Here is a 23,074-nt window from a genome sequence, read left to right on the forward strand (position 1 = left end):
TTTTCGGTTCAAAAAATAATGGGATTTCTTATCTCAAAAATCAACATATACAATAAAACTTGTACGAAATACCGTTCATCGAATTCAATTCTAATTTTTTGGTAGCCCGTACAATTCTAAATATCTTAATCAGCTTAAAAACCTCCGCATGTCTAAAATTGTTGATATCAAGCTTATTTTAAACGGTAACGCTTTTCTTCCAAATTCGGGCTATTCCGTTTCCGTAGAACAAGCCATTGGCGGCCATAGTACTTTTCGTATCGCTTTTCCTGCCCATGCCACGGAGACCTATGCAGGCCCCCTTATGAAAAATGCCTTGGGCTATATCGGCAAGAAAATGTCTATTGGCCTAAATGCGGGCCAAATGGAGTTTACGGGTATTGTCACCAACGTAGACCTCCAAAAAGGAAACGGTGCAGCGGGTACCCTAGTAATTTCAGGGCATGGACCATCAGTTCTACTAGCTAATTCGGCGCAATGCTTAAGCTACGAAGAGGGCACATCGTTATCTCAAGTGGTAGAAGACACCCTAAAAGGACATTCCACCGATATTCTTAAAAAAAGCATGGGAACGGGAACGGATGTTTCGCTCCCCTATACCGTTCAATATAACGAGAGCGATCTCTCTTTCTTACAAAGGCTCTGTAGCCGTTACGGGGTTTGGCTCTACCACAACGGTAGGAATTTTTGTGTTGGAAAAGCCGATAATACCACACTTAACGGTGTTTACGGAATAGATGTACTCTCTTTCAATTTATCCACCTCGCTTAAAGAACAAATTTTTGATATTAAGGGGCACGATTGGGTAAACGACACCTTTTTGGAGGCTAGTTCAACTTCCCACGCGGCCAGTTCGTCCCACCCTTATCTTGCATCCGTAAAAGGTGAATCCGATACTTTGTTCAATAAAAAAAGTAGTTACGACTACACCATAGGCCAACATGAGTATAGTGCTCAGGGCGGCCTGGATACCGCTGCCAGAGTAAACACCTTAGGGCGGGCATCGGGCATGGTTACGGCTTCCGGTACCTCCGAACTTGTAGCATTGCGCGTAGGTGATACGCTTTCATTGAAAGGCCTTAATTTCTCGGACCCCAAAACACAGGATCCTTACGGATCTTACGATATTATAAAAGTGGTGCACCGTTTTGACCATAGCGGACATTACAGCAATTCTTTTGAGGGCGTACCAGAAGGTACGGAACACCTACCCTACTCCAACAGTTTTGCCACACCCCGATCGGGCGCACAAAGAGGTTGGGTATTGGACAATGCAGACCCGGAAGGACTGGGCCGTATCAAGGTACAGTTTCCTTGGCAAAAACCCATGGGTACCAGTACCCCTTGGATCAAGATGGTCACTCCCTACTCCGGTAGTGATAAAGGCTTTTACTTCATCCCCGAAAAGGGGGAAGAGGTCTTGGTAGGTTTCGAGGCCGATAATCCTGAAAAACCCTTTGTACTCAGCGCCGGCTTTAACAGTAGTGCCAATAGCGGTTTTGCAAACGCCGATAACAACATCAAGGCCATCAAAACAAGAAGTGGGCATATCATAGAATTGAACGATACCGATGGCGGGGAGAGTATTACGATCAAGGATAAGAATGAGAATATCATTAATATCAATACAGCGAGTAACGATATTACGATATCGGCCCATAATGACATTACCATTACCGCTGCGGAAAACTTGGCCCTGAACAGCAAGAACATGCAAATAAACGTTGAGGAAAACCTAGACATTAGCGTAGGGGCCAACAAGACCGAAAGCATTAACGAAGGCTACACCTTAATGGCCAATACCGAAGAACACCAAATTGGCGAAGACATTAAAGTCATCAGCAGCACCTACAAACAAGAGGCCCAAGAAATTACTACGGACGCCAGCGGCGGGATAACAACCAATGCCGGTGGTAAGATTACCATTGCAAGTGGTGATAGTATTGAATATGGGGAGTAATTTTTAAAATTCAAATCTAAATGTCAGAAGTAGGATTAACAGCTACAAATGCGGGTGCCGAAGGTGCAAAAAAGGCTTTAAGTGGTCTAAAAGTAACAACAGCACCTGTGCATGTTGGGGATTCTACATATGAAGAATTAATACCCGAAGAGAGTGTAAATATTACACTAGGAGTGTTTATAGATGGTACTTTAAATAATGCCAAAAATACCAAAGCTAGATTAGCGTTTGAAAAAGCAGGTAATACTACATGGGAAGGCAAAAAATATAAGGAAGCAAAAAGTAATAACAAGGTAGATGATACGGGCAGTTATGACAATGACCTCTCTAATGTTGCCCGCATGCAACCTGCTTATTTAGAAATAAAATCTGAAAAAGAGTTACAAACAAGTATCTATATTGAGGGCATTGGTACTATCAATTATGGTGCGGATGATGAAGATGGTAAAGGTTTGGGGGAAGGCCCTAACGGTATACCAGGTAAAGTAGAAAAAGCTTGCGAAATGGCGGCACAAGAAATACAGAAACTTTTAAAAAAAAGCAAGGCTAAAAAAATAAAAATACTTCGTGTCGATGTTTTCGGTTTCAGTAGAGGTGCAGCAGCAGCGCGGCATTTTATACATGTGATTACTAAAAAAATATACCAAGGTGGACGTTCACGAAAAATAATTACCGCCTACGGCAAATTAGGAGAAGAATTAAAAGTAAATGGCATTGAACAACCACTCTTATTAGAAGTTCGTTTTGCCGGGCTTTATGAGACCGTTGCCTCATATGGTAAAGAACATGTCTGGGATACCTCTCAATTAGGTTTAGACGCTGTCAGTAAAGCAAAACATACATTTCATTTAGTAGCGCAAGATGAACATCGAGAAAATTTTGTAATTACCAATATTAAAAGTACAGGGTCTAAAGGTGTAGAAAAATATATTCCAGGAGTACATTCAGATATTGGAGGAGGCTATACTAATGCTGCCGACGAAAATCATTTGGTGATTCGAAAAGGAACTACTTCAATGGATGACAAACGTTCACAGTGGGTATATAAAGCTGCTAAAACTATGCGAGACCTGCTAATTAGAGATAGCTGGTATACTTCAGATGAAATCTACATTAATAAGGGTAAACTCACTGTTGGTAAGAATAGACCCGGAGGTCACAACCATTCACTAGTTGTTAAGAGAACCGTACACTCTCAAAGCTACAGTTTTGTATCCTTACATATTATGGTAGAATATGCAAAGAAAAAACATCAATGTTTTGATGATGCTGTCATAAAAAGAGATTATTCTCTAAACGAGGAAACCAGTATTAAATTACCTGATAATACCACCTATACCGTCAATTTAAAAGCTATTAAAGCTCGTTTAGATGAACATGTTAATGAAAATGTTGCGCCTATGCGTTTTGATAATCCCAAAGATGAAAAAATGCTTAGGGCCATCCGGGCAAACTATATACATACCTCGGCACATTATAGTGATGAAATTAAAATTTTAGGAGTTTGGTACCCTCCGCACAAACCAAGAGACAGTTATTTGACCAGAGAACGTGAAGAAAATGACGGATAATGAATTTAGATAGAAACAAGCTTACAACATTTAAAAGAATAAGTCTAATTGGTCTTGTTTTTATTGCCTTCTGCTGTAAACCGAATAAAAAGGACAACATACAAACCACTAGTTCCACTATGAAAACATTTGAATGGCTACCCACGGAATCTGCCCCTAAGCATTACCCTATAGGAATTTATCAAGGTAGTTTTATAGCCGAGAACGATGACTATATTATGATTCCCAGTGGTGGTGTGGTTTCCAACGGATGGGGTAATTTTGGCTCTACCTGGGTCACCGGACCGGATTTTAAGCCCGTTCCTAACAAGTTGAAAATTATTTGGATCTCGTATACCGAAAATCAATTCTATTTTGGAGATTTTAATTTACCCAAAGACAAAATAACAGAATTATTTGAACAAGGATATATAGACGAACAAGGAAAACCACAAACTTATGATAACTTAACGGTTGGTTTGGCCCCGGGAGGTGCTGTATCCGTTTGGATTATGGGTGCGGGAGCCAGTGTAGAAATTGGGCATTACCAAGCGATAAAAACAGAAGTGGCCATGGGAGATTTTTCACCTCATTCCTCTATGAGCCGTGACGAATATGTACAAGATGTAAAAAATTATTTTTCAGATGAAACCAAAAAAGTCATAGCCCAGGAAGGGATTCCCATAGGTAAATGGACGGATTACAGGCAATCCTTTCTTTGGAAACCTACTTTTAAGCACAAGGATGACGGAGTTCTTGTAGATTTTTCTAGTGAATTTTACAACGGCGAAACTTATCTGGTACGTGTGGACAACCCCATTCTAAAAGAATTTAAGCATTACCCCCCTTCTAAAAGTTTTTGGTTTCATTGGAAGGATAAAAACAATAATGGCTACGGTGCTAAAATAAAATTTGAGGAAAAAGAAATCTGGAATGCCTTTAAAACGGTATACGATAATCCTGAAACAACACAGGCAGAATTAGTTTTGGAAATCGATAAATACAATAGTAGTTTAAAAATCAGCCTAGAGAGTACCTATGATACCATTTTAATAGAAAAGGCAGTCATTAAAATGTTTATATCCAATTAAGTATAACAGCATATATAATACCATTTAATGCTAAAAACCCAAACATCTTACGCATCTTTATTAGAGCTTAACGGAGAGCCCGTTATTCGGACGTACACGGCAGAGATCAAGAATGTGGTGGTCAAGGGCAAGAAAGTGGAACATTCTACCGTGGTAATGTTTTTTACACTCCAATTCTTGGGAACTACGGAAGAAGGTAATTTAAGATATAAAAGCAGTATCCAACGCAGATTTTTTTTAGATGATAAAAACAGGGCGATATTTAAACCTTCCAAGGCCCAAAAATTAGCACTAAACGTTGCTAAATTAAATGATGAACTGATTCTTGAAATCAGTAAAAACTATAAGTTAATCGGTATCATCAATGTAGAGGAAGTCCAAAAAAAATGGCGTAAGCTTAAGGGCGTATTACAGGAATCCTTTACCAATCTACAAACCATAATCGGTGATTTTGATTGGCAAATGAAAACCGAGAACATTCAAAAAATATATAGAAACGATAACTTCTATAACTTCTTTTTTTCCAATTTTTTCTATCAGGAGTTCAATACAGAAAAATCTCTGGAACATAAAAAGATACTTAGTAACGGTATTCATAATCTTGATGTTCCAATACTGGAGCAAAAAACGATTACCCAACAAGATTTGCTGTTCCAGAACATAACTATTTCAACCTCGGCAGAACTGGACACCATAGACAAATTATTTCCATTAGAGAAAATGAACGTGTTTCTCGGGGACCTGCTGGTGACTAAAGGCAGTAAGCATTCTTTGAATTTCAACTACGATGGCTTCTACAAGGTCAAACCCAGAATAGGTCTGATAACGGAGGGACATTTAACATATTCTTTCAGCATTAAGGATATCTATACAAAATCAACCACCATTAACTTTAATCTAGAGAAAGATGAGTAGTAAAATATATGTATTAGATGGTGCACTATTAGAATGCGACCAAGGCTTTACCCCTGCCAAGCTTAGGGTTACCGAAAATAAAAAAGTAAAGATTCAGGGTCAGTTCAAGGCTACGGATATGGATATTCAGATTCCACAGACCTTTGGCCAGTGCAAACTAAAACCTTCTGGTAGTAGTTATTTACCTTGCGTTCCCGCTCTACAGAAATGGACGAAAACCACGGAAAAAGCCACATTGGGCAAGACCAAAAAATTCTTGTTCGAAGATTCGGAGTGTATGTGCGCCACGGGGGGTATGGTCACCATATTACAACCCATGCAAATCAATACGGCCGGTAGTGTCATGGAAGAATTCAAGAATATAGCCATGACTATACCAGGAGCTATGTTGGGTAACGATAAATCTCCAAAGGTTTTAAAAAGCCATTGGATGAACGAAAGCGGAAAAGAAAAAATAGACAGTTTAGCCTATGGAGAAAAAGCTTCTATTTTTGTACAGACCGAAAATATGGATCCCGGGGAAAATATCAAGATTTCCGTAAAAGAAAAAGAAGGGCAAACAATTGATGGTGACCGAGATACCATCGTGTTCTCCGGTACGGTCAAAGCCGATGGTACGGCCGATCTAAAACCTTTTGAAACCGCTGAAGATTGGAACGATGAAAAAACCGACAATGTATGAGCACTATAACAAACCAAGAAAGTAGGGACAGGATACTTACCTTAGAGGTAGAAGCTGGCGGTAGAACTTTCGATTTTAGCAACCAAAAATTGCAAATGTCTCCAAAAGAAAATCCCGAAATTATAAAAGGCTATTGGAAAAAAGATAAAGCAGGAAATGAATTTATAAAAAAAGCGGTTCTGGGCGATACGGTATACTTTCATTTTACGACTAAAGGGTTAGAAGGTAAAGTGGTTAGTTTAAAGCTTTATGACCGTGATTTTTATTTGGGATTGGATTGGTTAGATCCAGATGACAAAAAATTTCCTGTAAGAGAAATAATAAAGACTGCTAGAATAAAAAATAACAGAGGTTTTGTTGAACTTTACTTAGATGAGGGCTGGGAAGGATTAATTGCTGACGATAAGAACTTTTTGGGATTCTCTAATGAGCAAATAGAACTATATTGGGAAGTTACTTATGAAAATAAATATAAAACAGAACTTCCTCATAAGAAAGAACATTATCTACTAGTTGAACAAAATGATAGGAGCCTCTATATTAAACCCTTTAAAGACGGGTATCATATGCCTGAGTTTTTTGATTATGACGGAAATCCTTTGGCGCATTTTCAACTAGATAAGAACAAGAGTATAGACCCACAATTTGAAGATGAAACTCAAAATCAAAAAGAAGTTTTAGAACACATGGGGGGAATCATTAAAGACCAAGCAATTGGAAGTACTACAGAGTTTTTAGAAAAAAAAATCAGTTCTGTGGCATTGGCTAGATTTGACAAAGCAACATTTGCCGCACAAAACACTCCGTATTCCCCAAATATTTTTAACGACATTTATACACAAGACCCAAAAATAATTGAGGAATTAAAACATCATGATTTTAAAAAATTAATTAAGAACAATGGCGTAAGAACTTTACAGTTTTATGGGAAAACCGGAGCAAAAATGAAAGTAGTAGGTTTTATGAAAAAAACAGGTGCTAATACTGGAACTGCAATTGATTTATTTGATTTATTTAAATTTGGTGTTAGCGATGGGTTGGATTTTGAGAACCCATTATCCTTTCCCGGTGTAGGAGGACTAGGACCTATTGGTGCAGCTTTCTCTTTATTAAATGGCGTTGCCGGTTTAATGATCAAACAATTAAAAGATGAAGATGATGCTACCTTAACTGCAGATATCCAAAGGCAAATTAATAAAGCGAAGTTTCAAGGTTTAGATGCCGCTATGGCAGAGGTAGGCAGTTGGTTCCACAGACTTAACAAATGGAAATTCAAATCAATTACGAAAAAGTCTGCCAATTTACTTTTAGAAGGAAAGTTTCGGAAAATGGACGAATTATTAGAATTTGATGACGAATTATTGGAATTTGATTACGAATTATATGATGAAAATAAGGATGTAACCTTACTTTACCGATCCGTACATAATAAAAATAAAGGCTATGAAATTGATATAATTGAAACTATATTTTTTGATATCTAATTTATAATCTTTTATGAAAAAAACAATCGTTTTAATAGTAATATCTATACTTACTGTCTGCTGTGATACATCCAAAGAACCAATTACTATAACTTTTGCGCCATCTACAGAAGATGTTTACTTACATTATAATGAGAGTTGGAATACGATATCAGCGGTAAGCATCCCATTTAATTTTGATATTGAAAACAATAGATTCAAAAAGGAACAACTGGTTCGCTTTTCTTACAACTACGGTAACGCAATGGAAGGACAACCAGTTAGATTGTTCCTAAGAAAAGATAAAAGTTTTGAGAAATTAAAAAATTCTGAAGATATTTATATTGATCGTTATAAAACCAATCCGTATAGAGTCAGGACCAAACATTATGTGGATACCACAAAATCAAAACAAGCTTTTTTTGAGCCCTATATGAAAGATATACAGCGTTTAAATCAAGATAGCTTAAACATTGGTACTGTATCGGAATTGGAAGCTAAACATAAAGAACTGCTTGACAATCTTTTACAGAACGATAGTCTTTCCTTTTTATTTTTAGATGAAAACTCTGAAACTGGCTTTAGAAAAAAGACTAAATCGGTAGAGTATTAAATGATTCCACTAGTCCGTTTGTTTATAATAAATAATTTAAAGTTTTTTCTATACTTAAAAAATATCCAAGCATCAGGAAAGAAGTAGAACTGTAGTAATTGTTCTTAATACTTAAGACTTTCAACATCCAACAATGGAAGAAATAATATTCTCTATCGTGTTATTTGCTTTGGTAACTATCACTATCAAATGGATATCAAGCTGGCAGCTAAAAAAACAAACTCGGCAGACCAAAGCTTTGTTAGAAAAACTAAAACGTATTGAGGTTAATACAGATACCATAATTGTAGATGGCATTAATTATAATGAAAGCGTACCCTTAGATGTTTATGGTACAGAGTTAAACCCAGATGATTCTACTTTTTATAGGGGGACTGGTTTAAACAACTATAGCATGAGAAAAAGGTTCCATAAACAGGAAACTATCACTAGGTTTAAATCAACCTTTTATATCCCCATCATTTACCAAAATCAGGAATACAAGTTCTCTACAAATCTGCCAATAGACCAAATAACGTTGAGAATGAAATTTTATATGCAGAAAGAAATCCCTGTTTATGTACAAGAATTTAATGGGTCAGGGAAAACCACGGGTGTTAAGTTTTTTTTGGACTTTAGATTTTTAAATGTAAAGTCGATCAATTTGGTTACCACCAACTATTACAAAGTAAAGTAACTGTAATTTAATACTGTATCTTGACATGTTTCAAAGTTAATTTATACAGCCAACACACTCTTATCTTACCGTCCAGTTAAATATAGTAAGTCCAGCCTGGCCGCTTTTAATTATTCCTCTAGTAGTTGTAATTCTTACCGCAGCGTATGACACCGGTAATAAATAAGCATAAAAGCTACCTCAATGTTTAGATAGCTTTTATAGTTTCTAGAATTAACCCAACTGTTTTTTATTTTGTTTCTTTTCCTTTTTTAAGTTTACAAATTAAAACCCACGCCATCCCTTACCCTACATTCATCCGTATGTAAAATGAGTACTTGTACGAAATGCCGTTCATCGATTTCAATTCTGATTTTTTGGTAACTCGTATAATTCTAAATACCTTAAACCGCTTAAACACAACCGCATGTCTAAAATCGTAGAGATCAAGCTTATTTTAAATGGTAATGCTTTTCTTCCAAAATCTGGTTATTCCGTTTCCGTAGAACAGGCTATAGGTGGCCATAGTACTTTCCGTATCGCTTTTCCGGCCCATGCCACAGAGACCTATGCCGGTCCTCTTATGAAAAATGCCTTGGGTTACATCGGCAAGAAAATGTCTATTGGGCTTAATTCGGGGCAAATGGAATTTACGGGTATCATCACCAATGTAGACCTTCAAAAAGGAAACGGTGCAGCAGGTACCCTTGTAATTTCAGGTCATGGACCATCCGTTTTGTTGGCCAATTCAGTACAGTGCTTCAGTTATGATGAGGGCACATCGCTATCACAAGTAGTAGAAGACACCTTAAAAGGACATTCCACCGATATTTTGAAAAAAGGCATAGGAACAGGTACCGATGTTACATTACCCTATACCGTGCAATATAACGAGAGCGACTTATCATTCTTACAAAGACTCTGTAGTCGATACGGGGTATGGCTTTATCACAACGGCCGGGATTTTTGCATAGGGCGAAAAGATAGCGCTACGCTGAATGGTGTATATGGAGTTGACGTACTTTCCTTTAACCTATCTACTTCGTTGAAAGAACAAGTTTTTGATATTAAAGGCCATGATTGGGTAAACGACACGCTTTTGGAAGCAAGTTCAACGTCCCACATAGCTAATTCATCTCATCCTTACCTCTCCCCTGTCAAAGGCGAATCGGATACTGTATTTAATAAAAAGAGTAGTTACGATTATACTATGGGCCAGCATGAATATAGCGCCCAATCCGGCCTTGATACAGCTGCTAAAGTAAACACCTTTGGAAGGGCATCGGGTATGGTTACCGCTTCAGGTACTTCTGAGATAGTAGCTTTGCGAGTAGGCGATACGCTTTCATTAAACGGACTTAATTTTTCGAACCCAAAAAACCAAGACCCTTACGGATCTTACGATATTATAAAAGTAGTGCACCGTTTTGACCATAGCGGACATTACAGCAATTCCTTTGAGGGCGTACCCGAAGGTACCGAACACTTACCCTATTCTAACAGTTTTGCTATGCCTAGAGCAGCTGATCAACGCGGGCTTGTACTAGACAATGCCGATCCTGAAGGATTAGGTAGGATAAAAGTACAGTTCCCATGGCAAAAACCAATGGCTACAACTACACCATGGATTAAAATGACTACTCCTTACGCTGGTAATGGAAAAGGGTTCTATTTTATCCCGGAAAAAGACGAAGAGGTGTTGGTAGGTTTTGAGGGAGGTAACCCTGAAAAACCCTATGTAATAAGTGCAGGCTTCAATACAAAATCTAAAAGTGATTACTATAATTCTGACAATGACCTTAAGGCAATAAAAACCCGTAGTGGGAACGAGGTTATTATGAACGATAAAGACGGGAGCGTAACCATTTCCGATGCCGATGGTAATACGGTAGTAATGAACGGAAAGGGAGAAATTACAATCTCGGCAAACAAAAAACTAACCCTCAATTCAGAGGAAATAAATATAATAGCATCCAAGACAGTCAATATAGATGGCTCAAATAATGTAAATATAAATTCTAAGGAAGTATTGGCCGACGGTACATCTAAGGTAACGGTGAATAGTGCTGCAAAAGTAGAGATGACCGCACCTAGTACCCAAGTAGAAGGCAGCGCTGAACTTAAGTTGAAAAGTGATGGTATTCTAGATGCAGATGGCACGACCATGACAAACATCAAAGGCGGACTTTTAAATCTTAATTGATACCTGGAATTATGAATAACGAGCATAATCCGGTAGCACAATTGGTAACCCGGATCCAACAGAAATGGATTTCAGAGGTAAGTCCACATGAACATATTCAATGGGTACGATGGATTATTAAGCCTGACCACGCCCGATTGTACGAGGGGTTTCTTCGTTTGGAGTCAACTCCACATGGGGTTATTCCCGATATTCCCATTGTACTTCTTAGTCCTTTTGAAGACAGCAAGTCATATAGCAAAGCGCTCTTAAAAGATTGGTTGGTCAATTTTGAAAAGGATGAAAAAGTTCAGGAACAGATAAAATCAGGAAAATTAAAATTGACCTGGAACAAGGATTATTTTCAAAACCAACTCCAGAAAGATGATGTTAATTTTGACTTACTCTTAATCGAACTGCTAGAAAATTTTCAAAAGTCGTTGCCCAATTCCAGACAGCATTTAGTTCTTTCGTTACTACCCTATACGGTACAATCAACAGAAGACTACAGAGAATGGATGAATACAATTCTTACTAGCGGTTTACCCAACAATGTTCGACTAATGGTTTTTGACCACAGTCCTGAAAATTATTTTGAACCCATACAAATAAAGCATAAGGATATAGCTAAATCGCTCATGGTTGACCTGGACCTAGAGGGTGCTACCAAAAAACTGGCCCTTTCCGGTGACCCAAACGACCCGGAAGTACAATTTAGGGAGTGCATGCTCGAAATGGGCAATAGTGCAGCAAAAAACAACAGAAAACGCCTACACCAGTGGGGCGAAAAGGGAATTGAGGTCACCCAAAAAACAGGAAATAAAGCCTCGTTTGCAACGGCACATACCGTTTATGCTGGCATGTTGTTCAATTTTAAGGAGTTTGATACAATTGACAAATTGTTGCAAAGAGCTCAGACCATAGCCAAGCAGGCCTTTTCATCGGGAGATGATTCCGTAAAGCCCATACTTTTGCAGACTTATGGTTTTATGGCGGCCAGCAAACAGCACCAAAAGGAAGTTGAGAAAGCGGCAGATTTATTTTGCCAGCAGGCTGAATTGGCCATATCTTTTAAAATGGCGCAACAAGCATTAACCGCCTACATGACCGCCTATACGCTAGTAAAGAAGAAGAATACGTTACGTTATCGGGAAATAGTGGCTAAAGCTTACAACTTTGCGCAAACCCTTACTCCCGAAGCGTTAAAAACAAGTCCCATAGGTCATATAGCCTTGGAACATCATTCGCTCTCAGACCCAAAGGTCCAAAAACAAATAGATTCCTTCATGACAGAACTGGAGGACAAAAATTGGAAAGAACAATTGGAAATGCAGGAACATAACCTTAAATCAAGTGTTTCTGCCTAATGAAGGGTCATACGAATTTTATCATACGGCTATTGCTTTTAGTGCAAGGCCAAGATTATTTCATTAATGAACAGCTTTTGCAATTCTGATAGTTTTAGGAGCAAATGCCCGATCAGTATAACAGTTTTAACTAAAGATTAAGCCCATAGAAAATGCTACTGGCCAACAAACATTTTACACCGGTTTTAGGAATAGATATTCACATCATTATTTTATTCGGTGTTCCGACGCCCCTGCCCCATCCCTTTATCGGAATGGTAATGGACCCAATGGACTATATTCCCTTTATTGGATCTACGGTAAACGTAAACAGTGTTCCTAAAGGCAATAGCCAAACAGCAGGTATTTTGGGGACTTTTTTTCATATTCCAATGGGAGGGCCATTTTTAATGGCTCCCATGATAGGCCATGATTCAGTTAACTTTTTTGGTAGTACTACGGTAAGTACGGAGGGCAACTATTTTTCCCCATCTGGCCACATGCTAATGACTTGTAATGACATTGGCCTGCCCTTAACATTGGCTCCAGGAAAAAAATTGAAGCCCATACCCAGTATGTACCTTCCCTCATCAATGACCATTCCCTTACCCATGGGCCAACCGGTTATGGTGGGTGGGCCTTATGCACCCGATCTTTTGGGTATGTTAACAGGACTGGCAATGAGCTTTGGTTTTGGTGCCCTAATGAAAGGGGTGGGTAAAAGTTTGGGCAAAGGACTAAAAAAACTGAACCATTCTGTCCTTAAAAAATTCCCGGCAACCGAAGGTTTAAGCAAAAAGCTTTGTAAAATGGGCTTTGAACCCGTGGACCTGGTAACCGGACGCATGGTGTATGATGGAGAGGATTTTAGCCTTCCGGGACCTATCCCTATTACATGGGAACGCAACTGGTATTCAGATTCAAGGTACGAAGGGTTAATGGGGCATGGTTTTCATTCAAATTATGATTTAGCCCTCCACATAGATGAAAAAGAAGATGCTTCCGTATTGCGCCTGGCAGATGGGCGGATTACAGTTATGCCAATATTAGCAATACCCGGAGAACAATATTATCACCGGAGTGAAAAGCTGACACTTACCTATATAAACCGAAATACCTATGAAGTAGAAAATCATGAGGAGGATTTGACTTATGTATACAGTAAGCGCACTCCCGCCCTATTCAAGCCTACGGAAATAAGAAATCCGGACGGCTTTAAATTGCAACTGGAATATAACGCAAGTAATGCGCTTACCCGAATAATTGATAGTGTTGGCAGAACTGTAGAGATGCGGTTGGACAATAAAAACCGAATTACCGAAATTTCTGCCGAACACCGTGGTCAATACAGAAAATTGGTCTCTTACAGATACAATAAAGAAGGTGACCTTATAGGAATTGGCGATGCTTTAGACCAGTATACTACAATGGAATATGAAAACCATTTAATGGTTAAAAAGACCGACCGTAACGGACAGGCCTTCTATTGGGAGTATGATGGTAAAAAAACAGGTGCCAAATGTATTGCCACCCGTGGCGATGGAGATATACTTTCCGGAACCTTAGAATATGGCAAGGGTAGAAATATCATTACCAATTCACTTGGTGAAACAAGCATTTATTACTTTAATGACTTGAATCTCTGCACTCAGGTCACCGACCCTATGGGCGGGCATATCTTTCATGAATACACCCCATTTATGGAACCGTACAGAGATATAGATGAAGAAGGCAACATTACAGGATACAGCTATGATGAACGTGGTAACTTGGTGGGGCTGCACAGTCCGGATGGCGCTGTAACCACTTTTGTGTACGATGAGAAAGACCGTTTGGTACTGACAAAACCACCCATTGGTGGTTCTACGGTACGCACCTTTAAAGAAGACCGCCTACATGCTATTATTTCCGCTGATGGCGGGGTAACCTCTTTTGATTATAACGAATACGGGCTTATAAACGAGGTACGTGACAATGCCGGAAACACCTCTTCCCTAGCCTACGATAAAGACTTTAACCTTTCTAAAATGGTACTGCCCAACAAAGCAGTAGCCACTTGGAAATACGATGCTTGGGGCCGTTGCCATAAAACCAAGAATGCCGCCGGACACGAACAGAATTTTGATTATGACGAGCTAGATCGGCTAAAGCAAGTGGTAGAAGCCGATAATAATGCCGTACAGTTTAAATACAACGCTTATGACGAGGTTACAGAGCTACATCAAAAAAATGGCAAGGTAAAGTTTGAATACACCCCTATGGGAAGCCTCAAAATGAGAGAAGAACGCGGGAGAAAAGTATTCTTTAATTATGATACGGAAGAACAACTACGTTACATAGACAACGAACATGGAGAGCGCTACCGCTTTAAACGCAACCCCAATGGGGAGATTATTACCGAAACCGGTTTTGATGGCCTTACCCGCATGTACCAACGCGATCGCGCGGGAAAAGTTTACCGAGTCAACCGCCCCGGTGGCAAGTTTACCGAATATGAATATGACAACAATGGTAGAATTACTAGGGCCGAACATAGTGATGGTACGTGGGAGACTTATAGTTACGACCGTAACGGCAATCTTATTGAAGCCGTTAACCAAAATAGTACCGTACAACTCATCCGCGACAATGCCGGAAGAGTTGTTGCTGAAAACCAAGACGGGCACCTTGTTGAAAGTACCTATGACAAATTAGGCAACCGGATACAAATTACAAGTAGTCTAGGCGCGGAAATAGACCTATTGCGAAACAAAATGGGCCAGATTGAAACGATGAACGCCCAGGTGAACGATATACATTCCAAAGAGAATACCGGGGTCACCCAAAAACCAAAAACATGGAGTACCAATTTCGCCTATAACAGTGTAGGCATGGAAATAGAACGCCTACTTCCGGGCGGAGTAAGGGCCGAGATGGAATATGACGAGGCTGGGCGTCCCGTACGCCAAAAAGTTAGCCGCGGCCGTAGCGAAATGCGCCATAGAACCTACAACTGGAGCGTGAACGACCGGCTTAAGATAATGGTAGACCAATTGACCAAAGGACAAGTCTCTTACACCCATGACCAGTTCGGTAATTTGGCCTCTGCCAAGTACGAGAATAATGATATGGACTATAAGCTGCCCGATGAAGTGGGCAACCTTTATAGAAGCCAAGGCAAAAGCGACCGTAAATATGGTGCAGGTGGACAATTATTAAAAGATGGCCGTACCACTTTTAAATATGACGATGAAGGTAACCTGACCGAGAAACGGACACCTAGCGGAACCGAAGTATACGATTGGTACGGCAACGGTATGCTACAAGCGGTAACCAAAACCAATGGAGAAAGAATAGAATTTGAATACGACGCCCTAGGAAGGCGTACGGCTAAAAATGTAATACCGGCACGGGCCAAGTCGAGAAGCAGCATAACGCGCTTTGTTTGGGACGGCAACGTACCGCTACATGAATGGAAGTACCCTTTAAATGACCGCCCAGAATGGATGGTAGATGAATGGGGCATGCTTACAAAGGATAAAGAAGAACCCGTTGAGAATTTAATTACCTGGGTATTTGATGAAGGCACTTTTAAACCTGCGGCCAAAATTATTGATGGAGAGCAATTCTCGATCATTACAGATTACTTGGGTACCCCCGTAGAAATGTACAACGCGCGAGGCGAAAAAACTTGGGCGGTTGAATATGATATTTACGGAAAAGTACGTAAACTTGTTGAAGGTTCTTTGGAAGATTGTCCGTTTCGTTACCAAGGGCAATATGAGGATGCAGAAACTAGGTTGTATTATAATAGATTTAGGTATTACTCTGCAGACACGGGAATATATTTATCCATAGATCCAATAGGCTTGGCCAGTAGAAATCCAAATCAATATGCTTATGTTAAGGATATAAACAATTGGTTTGATAAAATGGGGCTCAATGCCGATTACTTTCCTTTGGATACTCTTGGCAGACCAACGGGTGGAATCGCGGAAGTTAACCAATCAACTTTGGGAACTGGTACAGATGCAGGAATCAATCCTCCAGGATGGGAGGGAGGAGCCCATCCTCACCATCAACAAAGGGGTCATATTATCGCTAACAATCATGGTGGAAGTGGTACAGACGCACGAAATATAGTAACACTAACAGATGGCACCAATCATCCTGGAATGTCAAAGGTAGAGAACAAAATAACGAAACATGTTAAGGCTGGAAATACCGTTTTGGTTGAGGTAAAGCCAAATTATATAGGTAATAACTTAGTACCTGATTCAATGAGTATTTTTGCGATAGACCAAAAGGGAAATGTAGTCGCTGATACAACTATACAAAACGGGTTAAGGCAAAATACATTTTGTTGCAAATAATATGAGTTACAATTTAAAGAAAGTAAGGGACAAATTAACTCCGGGTAGCATAGAAATGCTACATAGCCATAGTTTTTTTAATGGTAGAAAATTTCCAAAGTCTTATATAGATTTTGTAGAAAATTATGGTTACGGTCTATCATGCGACCTATTTATAATTTATGTTCCAATGGAAAATTATCCCGATTCTTTTTTTATAAGAAGTCAGGAAATCATTGGCACTTATCAAGAAGTTCTTGACAACGAAGACGAACTCTGGTTCGACATGGAACCGGACTTATCATATAAAAAATTAAAAGATTTGATTCCATTTGCTATGAGTGAAAACGGACATTATCTTTTTTGGGACATAGAAAGTGAAAACTCTGAGGAATTTGATATTTATATAACAGATTTCAAAGGTTTGGGCTTTACTAAAACAGGGGGGAACTTATACGATTTCTTTGAAAAGCTAACATCTAAAAATAAGTTTAAAGAAATTTTACCTTTCACTGAAAGTTCTTTACCAGCTACCTTTGAACCCATTTATATTAATCCCCGCTAGCGCTCGCTTGTAACGAGTGCCGTACTGAGTAAGAATAAACTAAAAACAAAGCTATCTAAACATTTAGGTAGCTTTTGTATTTTTAGACGAGAACTAAAGTTGGGATATCCTGAAAGAATGGCCCAAGCAAACCCTGTAACATCACTTTACTTCTTCTAATTATCAGCTACGCAATCAAAATTGAGAACTATTGGGCTTCTCGATTCAAAATCAATATCATCCCTATAATCTATTACCTCAAAATTATGTTCGGGCCAGACGATATTGGTCGGGTTACAGGAATCATAAACAAGGCAATCTATTATTTTATTATTTCCGGTGTTTTCGGCAGTACCAAAAGCTGCGAATATTAGAGAGTTAGAGGTAGGATTCCCTCTTCCTTGACCTAACTCGTCACAAATGATTTCTTTAGCCCGAATTCTAGTGAACGTTACATTCTTAGAACCTTCTACGGATGAAACAACGCCATTACCCATCTCTAAAAAGTCCACATCCTCTACTACACCACCGTAACCGCCACGGGCACCTTCGGTATTTTGGTCCTCAAATAAAACACCCACGCCTGTTGGACTGTTATTCCCTATTATAAGACCTTTCTTTATTTCTTGCCCTGCACTTTTATAGATGCTTATATTGTCTTCTGTCCAAGCAACATCGCGATCATTGATTACAGAAAAATTCTCAAGTAAGCCGCCTATGCATTTGTCATACTGTACAAATTGCCCCCTAGGATAAGGACCTCTCATATTATGCCCTTCTATGTACGTTAATTCAGATGCATCACATTGGTTTAATCGAATTCCGGTAGAACCATCTTCAACTTTTACATTAGTAATGACCAGATTAGGGGAATTAAAGCCTTCAATACAGTTTCTGGTAAAATCCTCTAAAGGCCCTGCAGAAGGTGCATTGGTATACTTAACGTAGCAATTTTTTATGGTCAGGTTATCGGCGTTAGAAAATTTAATACCCATGTATGCTCCTGTATATTCAATAATACAATTAGAGATTACCACGCCCTTGTAGTTATTGATTTCAATACCATGCTGACTGGATGTTTTAATAAATAGATTTTCTATTTGTTCATGATCCTCGTTAACAACAATAGGCCCGGATTCTTGTAAATTAGATTTACAGAGATTACTAGTAATGTTAGGCAAAACTTTATAGGTTACCGCTGTTCCATTTTCTGCTGTTACGGTATAAGTGACTTCATTGCTAAAATCCTGCACAGCTTTTGATGCCGGACTAATATCGGCTCCAGAACTAACTGTAATTGTTGGTGTCAGTTCTTCTATGGAAAGCATTAAAGAATTGAGCGTAACATGGATGGTATTATCGTCTTCATTCAAGGTGCCGATTATGTCGGTGGAAAGCCCTTCGTTATCAACCGATTTAAAAGTGAATTCAGTAATTTTTGCCTCTCTAGCAACAACCGGTTCCTCTGGCAAATCCTCTGTTTCGCTTATTTGGTTTGGACCATCACTTTCTGTTGAGCAAGAACTAAGAGCCGATAACATTGTTATCAATACAACTAATAGTACTATTGCATTGGAGTACATCGGTTTATGTTGAATTCTTGTCATGAATCTAATTCTTAGGTTTACTTATAAAAATAGGTACATACTTAAGTAAGCGTTTAGATTAGATAACTAATAATAATTGTATTTGTTGTCTTTAAACTATACCTTGAAACCATATTTATACAAATAACAGCCCTAATGAAAATTTCCCTACTATTTCTCTTGTCCGCACTACTCTACTGGCCCTTAAGTGCACAGAACACCTCTGAAAATTGGATTGAAACCAAAGCCAAGATTACCGAAATACACAACAACATAAAGGCAAGGGGCACAAGGTCGTTTGCTACGGTTTCCTACATGGATGAAGATGGCAACCAATATAAAAGTAGGGTTGAACTGTTGGCAATCCCTTTTATTGGCACTTTAAAATCCGTAAACGATTCGGTAACGATTTATTATGATTCCGCAAATCCAACGTTAGCAAAATCTCCCGAAACCTCTTTTATACAGTCCTACGGGCTTTACCTTTTAATTGGTCTGGGTATCTTATTTTCGCTCTACAATTTCAGAAAAAAATTGGGGAGCAACGCTACTTAATACAATTGCTATTGTAGTGTATTGGGTATGGAGAAACATCATATCACAAGCTTAAAAGCCCAGTGAGTTGAAAAGTGTATAGGAAAGTTGCTTTCCCATGGAAGAATTAGTAACCTACAATTAAAACAAAACTAATTGTAGGTTATAGATACATATTACTTGCCAGGCTTAATTTGTTCCCCATTTAAACTCAACATTACAGAGCGTTCTCTACCCTCCTCTTCTTTGAGCAGCACATAAATATTCTGACCTTTGCCCAAAGCAAAATCTTTACAGATAAATACTAGATTATTGGCACTGTGGGCAGCTATGGATTCTTGTAAGTTATAAACGAACAATTCTTTCATTTCTATTTCGTGATTCCCTTTCAGTGATTTTATAAAAAACTTCAATGACTTCACTTTAAAATCGGTCCATGAATCGTTTTTAATTTCCATTACAAAATGCAAATCATTATGGTCCTTGATGATATTGTTTAGGTGCAGCCCTATTAAATTAATAGTGTTGGAGCTTTTCTTAAAGCGGGATTTTTTTAAATAACTATTTTCACAAAAAATCTGATAATAGCTTTCCCTATCCGAATTGTAGAGACTGCTTCCTGTATTTTCTGGCGTTTCGTCTTCTACAGAGTCATAGATCTCTTCCTTGGCTGGAGTCTTTTTATTTACATTTCTTTTTTCTTTGGATGTGGTGCGTGTTAACGGTTCGTTAGAGCCAGCCTCCACAACCGGCTTTTTGTTGTTGGGCTCTTCGTTATGGTCAACTACACCTTCATTTTTATTACTACTTACTGCAACAGCACTAGAACCTTTTAACGTTCCAATAGCTTGATCCGTGGCCAACACATACGTAAAGTTGTTCACCTCATTATCATATTGCAGTAAAAACGAAAAAATACTCCCATCCTTGGTAATTACGGTAAGATTACTTGTTGCTCCTTTTCTGGCTACAAGAGTGGCCATTGTTGCGTTAGGCTCATAATCAAACTTATAATGGGGAGCTGGCTCAATTACCTTCTCAATTGCCGAAGGAAAAAACAAAGTAACCGTTATACTTTCATTTACGGTAACAGGTATAGGCAAGTTGTTCGCTTTCATTGCAATTGTAGTAAACGCAATGAACAAAACAAAAAATGTATTTTTCAGCTTCATAAACAAGTAGGTTTTAAGGTAGTTTGGGATATTATACCTTGCCGTTTAGGCACGTAGCGCGTTAAAATTATAACCTCTTGTTTAGTTCTCACAATTTTTTCGTTGTCCTGATTCTTTAATTTGTTTTACCGACCAAATGCAACATTTTCATCGAAATATAATCGATAAACTACCCTAAAATAAAATTACATAACACAAAAATAATTGGGTCTTACATAAGTTGAACATCGTAATTTTAAACTACATTAATTTCTTAACAACGTCCACTTTCATTAGATTTGTGTGCTTAGAATTTAAATAAAATGAATACAAAAAAGACATTATTCGATAAAGTTTGGGATTCACATGTGGTACAACACATAGAAAATGGACCAGATGTGCTCTTCATAGACCGCCACATGGTACATGAAGTAACAAGTCCCGTTGCTTTCTTAGGTATAAAAACTAGGGGCATCCCAGTGATGTATCCTGAAAAGACGTTTGCTACGGCAGACCATAACACCCCTACCATTAACCAACATTTGCCTGTAGAGGATCCTCTATCTGCAAATCAGTTGCGTATGCTAGAGGAAAACTCCAATGAATTTGGTATTTCATATTGGGGACTTGGCCATGAAAAAAACGGTATCGTTCATGTTGTAGGGCCGGAATATGGTATTACACAACCCGGCGCTACTATCGTTTGTGGTGATTCTCACACATCTACTCACGGTGCTTTTGGGGCAATTGCCTTTGGTATCGGTACTTCGGAAGTAGAAATGGTTTTGGCCTCGCAGTGTATTATGCAGACCAAACCAAAAAGCATGCGAATTAATGTTGAAGGCAGCTTGGGTAAAGGCGTTACACCTAAAGACGTTGCACTTTATATTATCTCTCAATTAACAACTTCCGGTGCTACGGGTTACTTTGTAGAATATGCCGGTCAAGTTTTCCGTGATATGACTATGGAAGGCCGTATGACGGTTTGTAACCTTAGTATTGAAATGGGTGCCCGTGGTGGAATGATCGCTCCGGACGAAAAAACATTTGAATACGTAAAGGGAAGAGAATTTACACCAACCGGTGAAGCTTGGGACAAAGCTATGGCTTATTGGAAATCCTTACCTACCGAAGAAGGTGCTGAATTCGATAAAGAAATTACATTTAACGCTGCCGATATAGAACCGATGATTACCTATGGTACCAACCCTGGTATGGGCATCGGAATTTCTAATGGTATTCCGCAAGCGGATGCTGTAGAAGGTGGCGTTGCTACATATAAAAAATCGTTGCAGTATATGAACTTCAATGAAGGCGATAGCATGATGGGCAAACCTATCGATTTTGTTTTCTTGGGAAGTTGTACCAACGGTAGAATTGAAGATTTTAGATTATTTACCTCATTGGTAAAAGGACGCTCAAAAGCGCCTAACGTTACGGCATGGCTAGTTCCTGGCTCACACAAGGTGGAGAAAGCAATTAAAGACGAAGGTCTTTTGGCCATTTTGAACGAAGCCGGCTTTGAACTTCGCGAACCGGGTTGTTCCGCTTGTTTGGCAATGAACGACGACAAAGTTCCTGCTGGGAAATACGCGGTAAGTACTTCTAACAGAAACTTTGAAGGAAGACAAGGCCCAGGTTCCAGAACCCTATTGGCGAGTCCGTTAGTTGCAGCAGCGGCAGCTGTTACAGGAAAGGTTACCGATCCAAGGGAATTATTGGAAGTTGAAACCGCCTAAGTTTATTTATATCTAAAATCAGAATTACAATTTGAAATTATGGCATACGATAAATTCAATACTTTAAAATCATCGGCAGTACCACTTCCTATAGAGAACGTGGACACCGATCAAATTATACCGGCTAGATTCTTAAAGGCTACCGAGCGTAAAGGTTTTGGCGATAATCTTTTTAGAGATTGGCGTTATAACGGCGATGGTTCCGAAAAGAAGGATTTTGTTCTTAACAATCCTACTTACAATGGTAAAATCCTAGTTGGAGGAAAAAACTTTGGTTCAGGTTCCTCTCGTGAACATGCAGCTTGGGCTGTTTATGATTATGGGTTCCGTTGTGTGGTTTCCAGTTTCTTTGCAGATATCTTCAGAAACAACTGTCTGAATATTGGCGTGCTTCCCGTTCAGGTGAGCGCAGACTTCCTTGATAAAATATTCAAGGCGATAGAAGCTAATCCAGAAGCTACTTTTGAAGTTAGCCTACCGGAACAAGCCATTACCATAGAAGGTAGCGGAGAGTCTGAAAGCTTTGACATTAACGCATACAAAAAGGCGAATATGTTGAACGGTTTTGATGACATTGACTACCTTTTGAACATTCAGGAAGAAATCAAGGAATTTGCAGCGGATAGACCTTTATAACCTTCCATTGCAGACCTGATAAACGATTACCGCAATCTGCCGGACCATTGGAGTTTCGGCAGGTTGTTTTTTCCTTTACACCAATTACGACAATAT

General features: G+C 39.0%; 17 protein-coding genes. 15 read left to right on the forward strand and 2 right to left on the reverse strand.

What is annotated here, in order from left to right:
- Nucleotides 1-148: 148 nt before the first annotated feature.
- The 12 genes from KO513_RS16825 to KO513_RS16880 all read left to right on the forward strand — a co-directional run bounded on the left by KO513_RS16825 (nt 149) and on the right by KO513_RS16880 (nt 17,353).
- A complete protein-coding gene (locus KO513_RS16825) occupies nt 149-1,960 on the forward strand; it encodes a type VI secretion system Vgr family protein (RefSeq protein ID WP_215914425.1) in 1,812 nt (603 codons plus the stop codon).
- Nucleotides 1,961-1,980: 20 nt separating this feature from the next.
- A complete protein-coding gene (locus KO513_RS16830) occupies nt 1,981-3,531 on the forward strand; it encodes a phospholipase effector Tle1 domain-containing protein (RefSeq protein WP_215914426.1) in 1,551 nt (516 codons plus the stop codon).
- A complete protein-coding gene (locus tag KO513_RS16835) occupies nt 3,531-4,601 on the forward strand; it encodes a DUF2931 family protein (RefSeq protein WP_215914427.1) in 1,071 nt (356 codons plus the stop codon). The genes KO513_RS16830 and KO513_RS16835 overlap by 1 nt, the downstream gene beginning before the upstream one ends.
- A 27-nt stretch (nt 4,602-4,628) precedes the next feature.
- The gene (locus KO513_RS16840; protein WP_215914428.1) at nt 4,629-5,516 is read left to right on the forward strand and encodes a hypothetical protein; all 888 of its coding nucleotides are present in this window, start codon (nt 4,629-4,631) and stop codon (nt 5,514-5,516) included.
- Nucleotides 5,509-6,198, forward strand: coding sequence for a PAAR-like protein (locus KO513_RS16845; RefSeq protein WP_215914429.1), 690 nt, complete (start codon nt 5,509-5,511; stop codon nt 6,196-6,198). The genes KO513_RS16840 and KO513_RS16845 overlap by 8 nt, the downstream gene beginning before the upstream one ends.
- Entirely contained in the window at nt 6,195-7,682 is a 1,488-nt protein-coding gene (locus tag KO513_RS16850) for a hypothetical protein (RefSeq protein WP_215914430.1), read from the forward strand. Before KO513_RS16845 ends, KO513_RS16850 begins: the two co-directional genes overlap by 4 nt.
- Nucleotides 7,683-7,695: 13 nt before the next feature.
- Nucleotides 7,696-8,274 (forward strand): hypothetical protein, encoded by a 579-nt coding sequence (locus KO513_RS16855; protein ID WP_215914431.1) that lies wholly within the window; start codon nt 7,696-7,698, stop codon nt 8,272-8,274.
- A 133-nt stretch (nt 8,275-8,407) separates the two neighbouring features.
- The gene (locus KO513_RS16860; RefSeq protein WP_215914432.1) at nt 8,408-8,950 is read left to right on the forward strand and encodes a hypothetical protein; all 543 of its coding nucleotides are present in this window, start codon (nt 8,408-8,410) and stop codon (nt 8,948-8,950) included.
- 406 nt (nt 8,951-9,356) lie between these two features.
- The gene (locus KO513_RS16865) at nt 9,357-11,132 is read left to right on the forward strand and encodes a type VI secretion system Vgr family protein (protein ID WP_215914433.1); all 1,776 of its coding nucleotides are present in this window, start codon (nt 9,357-9,359) and stop codon (nt 11,130-11,132) included.
- Between the two features lie 11 nt (nt 11,133-11,143).
- A complete protein-coding gene (locus KO513_RS16870; RefSeq protein ID WP_215914434.1) occupies nt 11,144-12,478 on the forward strand; it encodes a hypothetical protein in 1,335 nt (444 codons plus the stop codon).
- Between the two features lie 152 nt (nt 12,479-12,630).
- On the forward strand, nt 12,631-16,809 hold the full coding sequence (locus tag KO513_RS16875) for a DUF6531 domain-containing protein (RefSeq protein ID WP_215914435.1): 4,179 nt from the start codon (nt 12,631-12,633) through the stop codon (nt 16,807-16,809).
- 1 nt (nt 16,810) lies between these two features.
- A complete protein-coding gene (locus KO513_RS16880; protein WP_215914436.1) occupies nt 16,811-17,353 on the forward strand; it encodes an SMI1/KNR4 family protein in 543 nt (180 codons plus the stop codon).
- A gap of 155 nt (nt 17,354-17,508) precedes the next feature.
- Here KO513_RS16880 and KO513_RS16885 read toward each other — a convergent pair whose 3' ends face one another.
- The gene (locus KO513_RS16885; RefSeq protein ID WP_215914437.1) at nt 17,509-18,939 is read right to left on the reverse strand and encodes a right-handed parallel beta-helix repeat-containing protein; all 1,431 of its coding nucleotides are present in this window, start codon (nt 18,937-18,939) and stop codon (nt 17,509-17,511) included.
- Between the two features lie 135 nt (nt 18,940-19,074).
- Between KO513_RS16885 and KO513_RS16890 the strand changes: the two genes are divergently transcribed.
- A complete protein-coding gene (locus KO513_RS16890) occupies nt 19,075-19,473 on the forward strand; it encodes a DUF3592 domain-containing protein (protein WP_215914438.1) in 399 nt (132 codons plus the stop codon).
- A gap of 155 nt (nt 19,474-19,628) precedes the next feature.
- Here KO513_RS16890 and KO513_RS16895 read toward each other — a convergent pair whose 3' ends face one another.
- Nucleotides 19,629-20,624: a DUF4138 domain-containing protein gene (locus KO513_RS16895; protein WP_215914439.1), complete on the reverse strand. Its 996-nt coding sequence runs from the start codon at nt 20,622-20,624 to the stop codon at nt 19,629-19,631.
- Between the two features lie 302 nt (nt 20,625-20,926).
- On the opposite strand from KO513_RS16895, the gene leuC reads away from it, so the two are divergent.
- Together leuC and leuD are read left to right on the forward strand one after the other, a co-directional pair.
- The gene (gene leuC / locus KO513_RS16900; protein ID WP_215914440.1) at nt 20,927-22,342 is read left to right on the forward strand and encodes a 3-isopropylmalate dehydratase large subunit; all 1,416 of its coding nucleotides are present in this window, start codon (nt 20,927-20,929) and stop codon (nt 22,340-22,342) included.
- 39 nt (nt 22,343-22,381) lie between these two features.
- Entirely contained in the window at nt 22,382-22,978 is a 597-nt protein-coding gene (leuD, locus tag KO513_RS16905) for a 3-isopropylmalate dehydratase small subunit (RefSeq protein ID WP_215914441.1), read from the forward strand.
- The last annotated feature ends 96 nt before the right edge of the window (nt 22,979-23,074 follow it).

The sequence above is a fragment of the Zobellia sp. B3R18 genome (genome assembly GCF_018860715.1).
Taxonomy (GTDB): domain Bacteria; phylum Bacteroidota; class Bacteroidia; order Flavobacteriales; family Flavobacteriaceae; genus Zobellia; species Zobellia russellii.

Coding starts and splice junctions, on each gene's coding strand:
- KO513_RS16825 (WP_215914425.1), top strand. CDS start 149: ATGTCTAAAATTGTTGATATCAAGCTTATTTTAAACGGTAACGCTTTT.
- KO513_RS16830 (WP_215914426.1), top strand. CDS start 1,981: ATGTCAGAAGTAGGATTAACAGCTACAAATGCGGGTGCCGAAGGTGCA.
- KO513_RS16835 (WP_215914427.1), top strand. CDS start 3,531: ATGAATTTAGATAGAAACAAGCTTACAACATTTAAAAGAATAAGTCTA.
- KO513_RS16840 (WP_215914428.1), top strand. CDS start 4,629: ATGCTAAAAACCCAAACATCTTACGCATCTTTATTAGAGCTTAACGGA.
- KO513_RS16845 (WP_215914429.1), top strand. CDS start 5,509: ATGAGTAGTAAAATATATGTATTAGATGGTGCACTATTAGAATGCGAC.
- KO513_RS16850 (WP_215914430.1), top strand. CDS start 6,195: ATGAGCACTATAACAAACCAAGAAAGTAGGGACAGGATACTTACCTTA.
- KO513_RS16855 (WP_215914431.1), top strand. CDS start 7,696: ATGAAAAAAACAATCGTTTTAATAGTAATATCTATACTTACTGTCTGC.
- KO513_RS16860 (WP_215914432.1), top strand. CDS start 8,408: ATGGAAGAAATAATATTCTCTATCGTGTTATTTGCTTTGGTAACTATC.
- KO513_RS16865 (WP_215914433.1), top strand. CDS start 9,357: ATGTCTAAAATCGTAGAGATCAAGCTTATTTTAAATGGTAATGCTTTT.
- KO513_RS16870 (WP_215914434.1), top strand. CDS start 11,144: ATGAATAACGAGCATAATCCGGTAGCACAATTGGTAACCCGGATCCAA.
- KO513_RS16875 (WP_215914435.1), top strand. CDS start 12,631: ATGCTACTGGCCAACAAACATTTTACACCGGTTTTAGGAATAGATATT.
- KO513_RS16880 (WP_215914436.1), top strand. CDS start 16,811: ATGAGTTACAATTTAAAGAAAGTAAGGGACAAATTAACTCCGGGTAGC.
- KO513_RS16885 (WP_215914437.1), bottom strand. CDS start 18,939: ATGACAAGAATTCAACATAAACCGATGTACTCCAATGCAATAGTACTA.
- KO513_RS16890 (WP_215914438.1), top strand. CDS start 19,075: ATGAAAATTTCCCTACTATTTCTCTTGTCCGCACTACTCTACTGGCCC.
- KO513_RS16895 (WP_215914439.1), bottom strand. CDS start 20,624: ATGAAGCTGAAAAATACATTTTTTGTTTTGTTCATTGCGTTTACTACA.
- leuC (WP_215914440.1), top strand. CDS start 20,927: ATGAATACAAAAAAGACATTATTCGATAAAGTTTGGGATTCACATGTG.
- leuD (WP_215914441.1), top strand. CDS start 22,382: ATGGCATACGATAAATTCAATACTTTAAAATCATCGGCAGTACCACTT.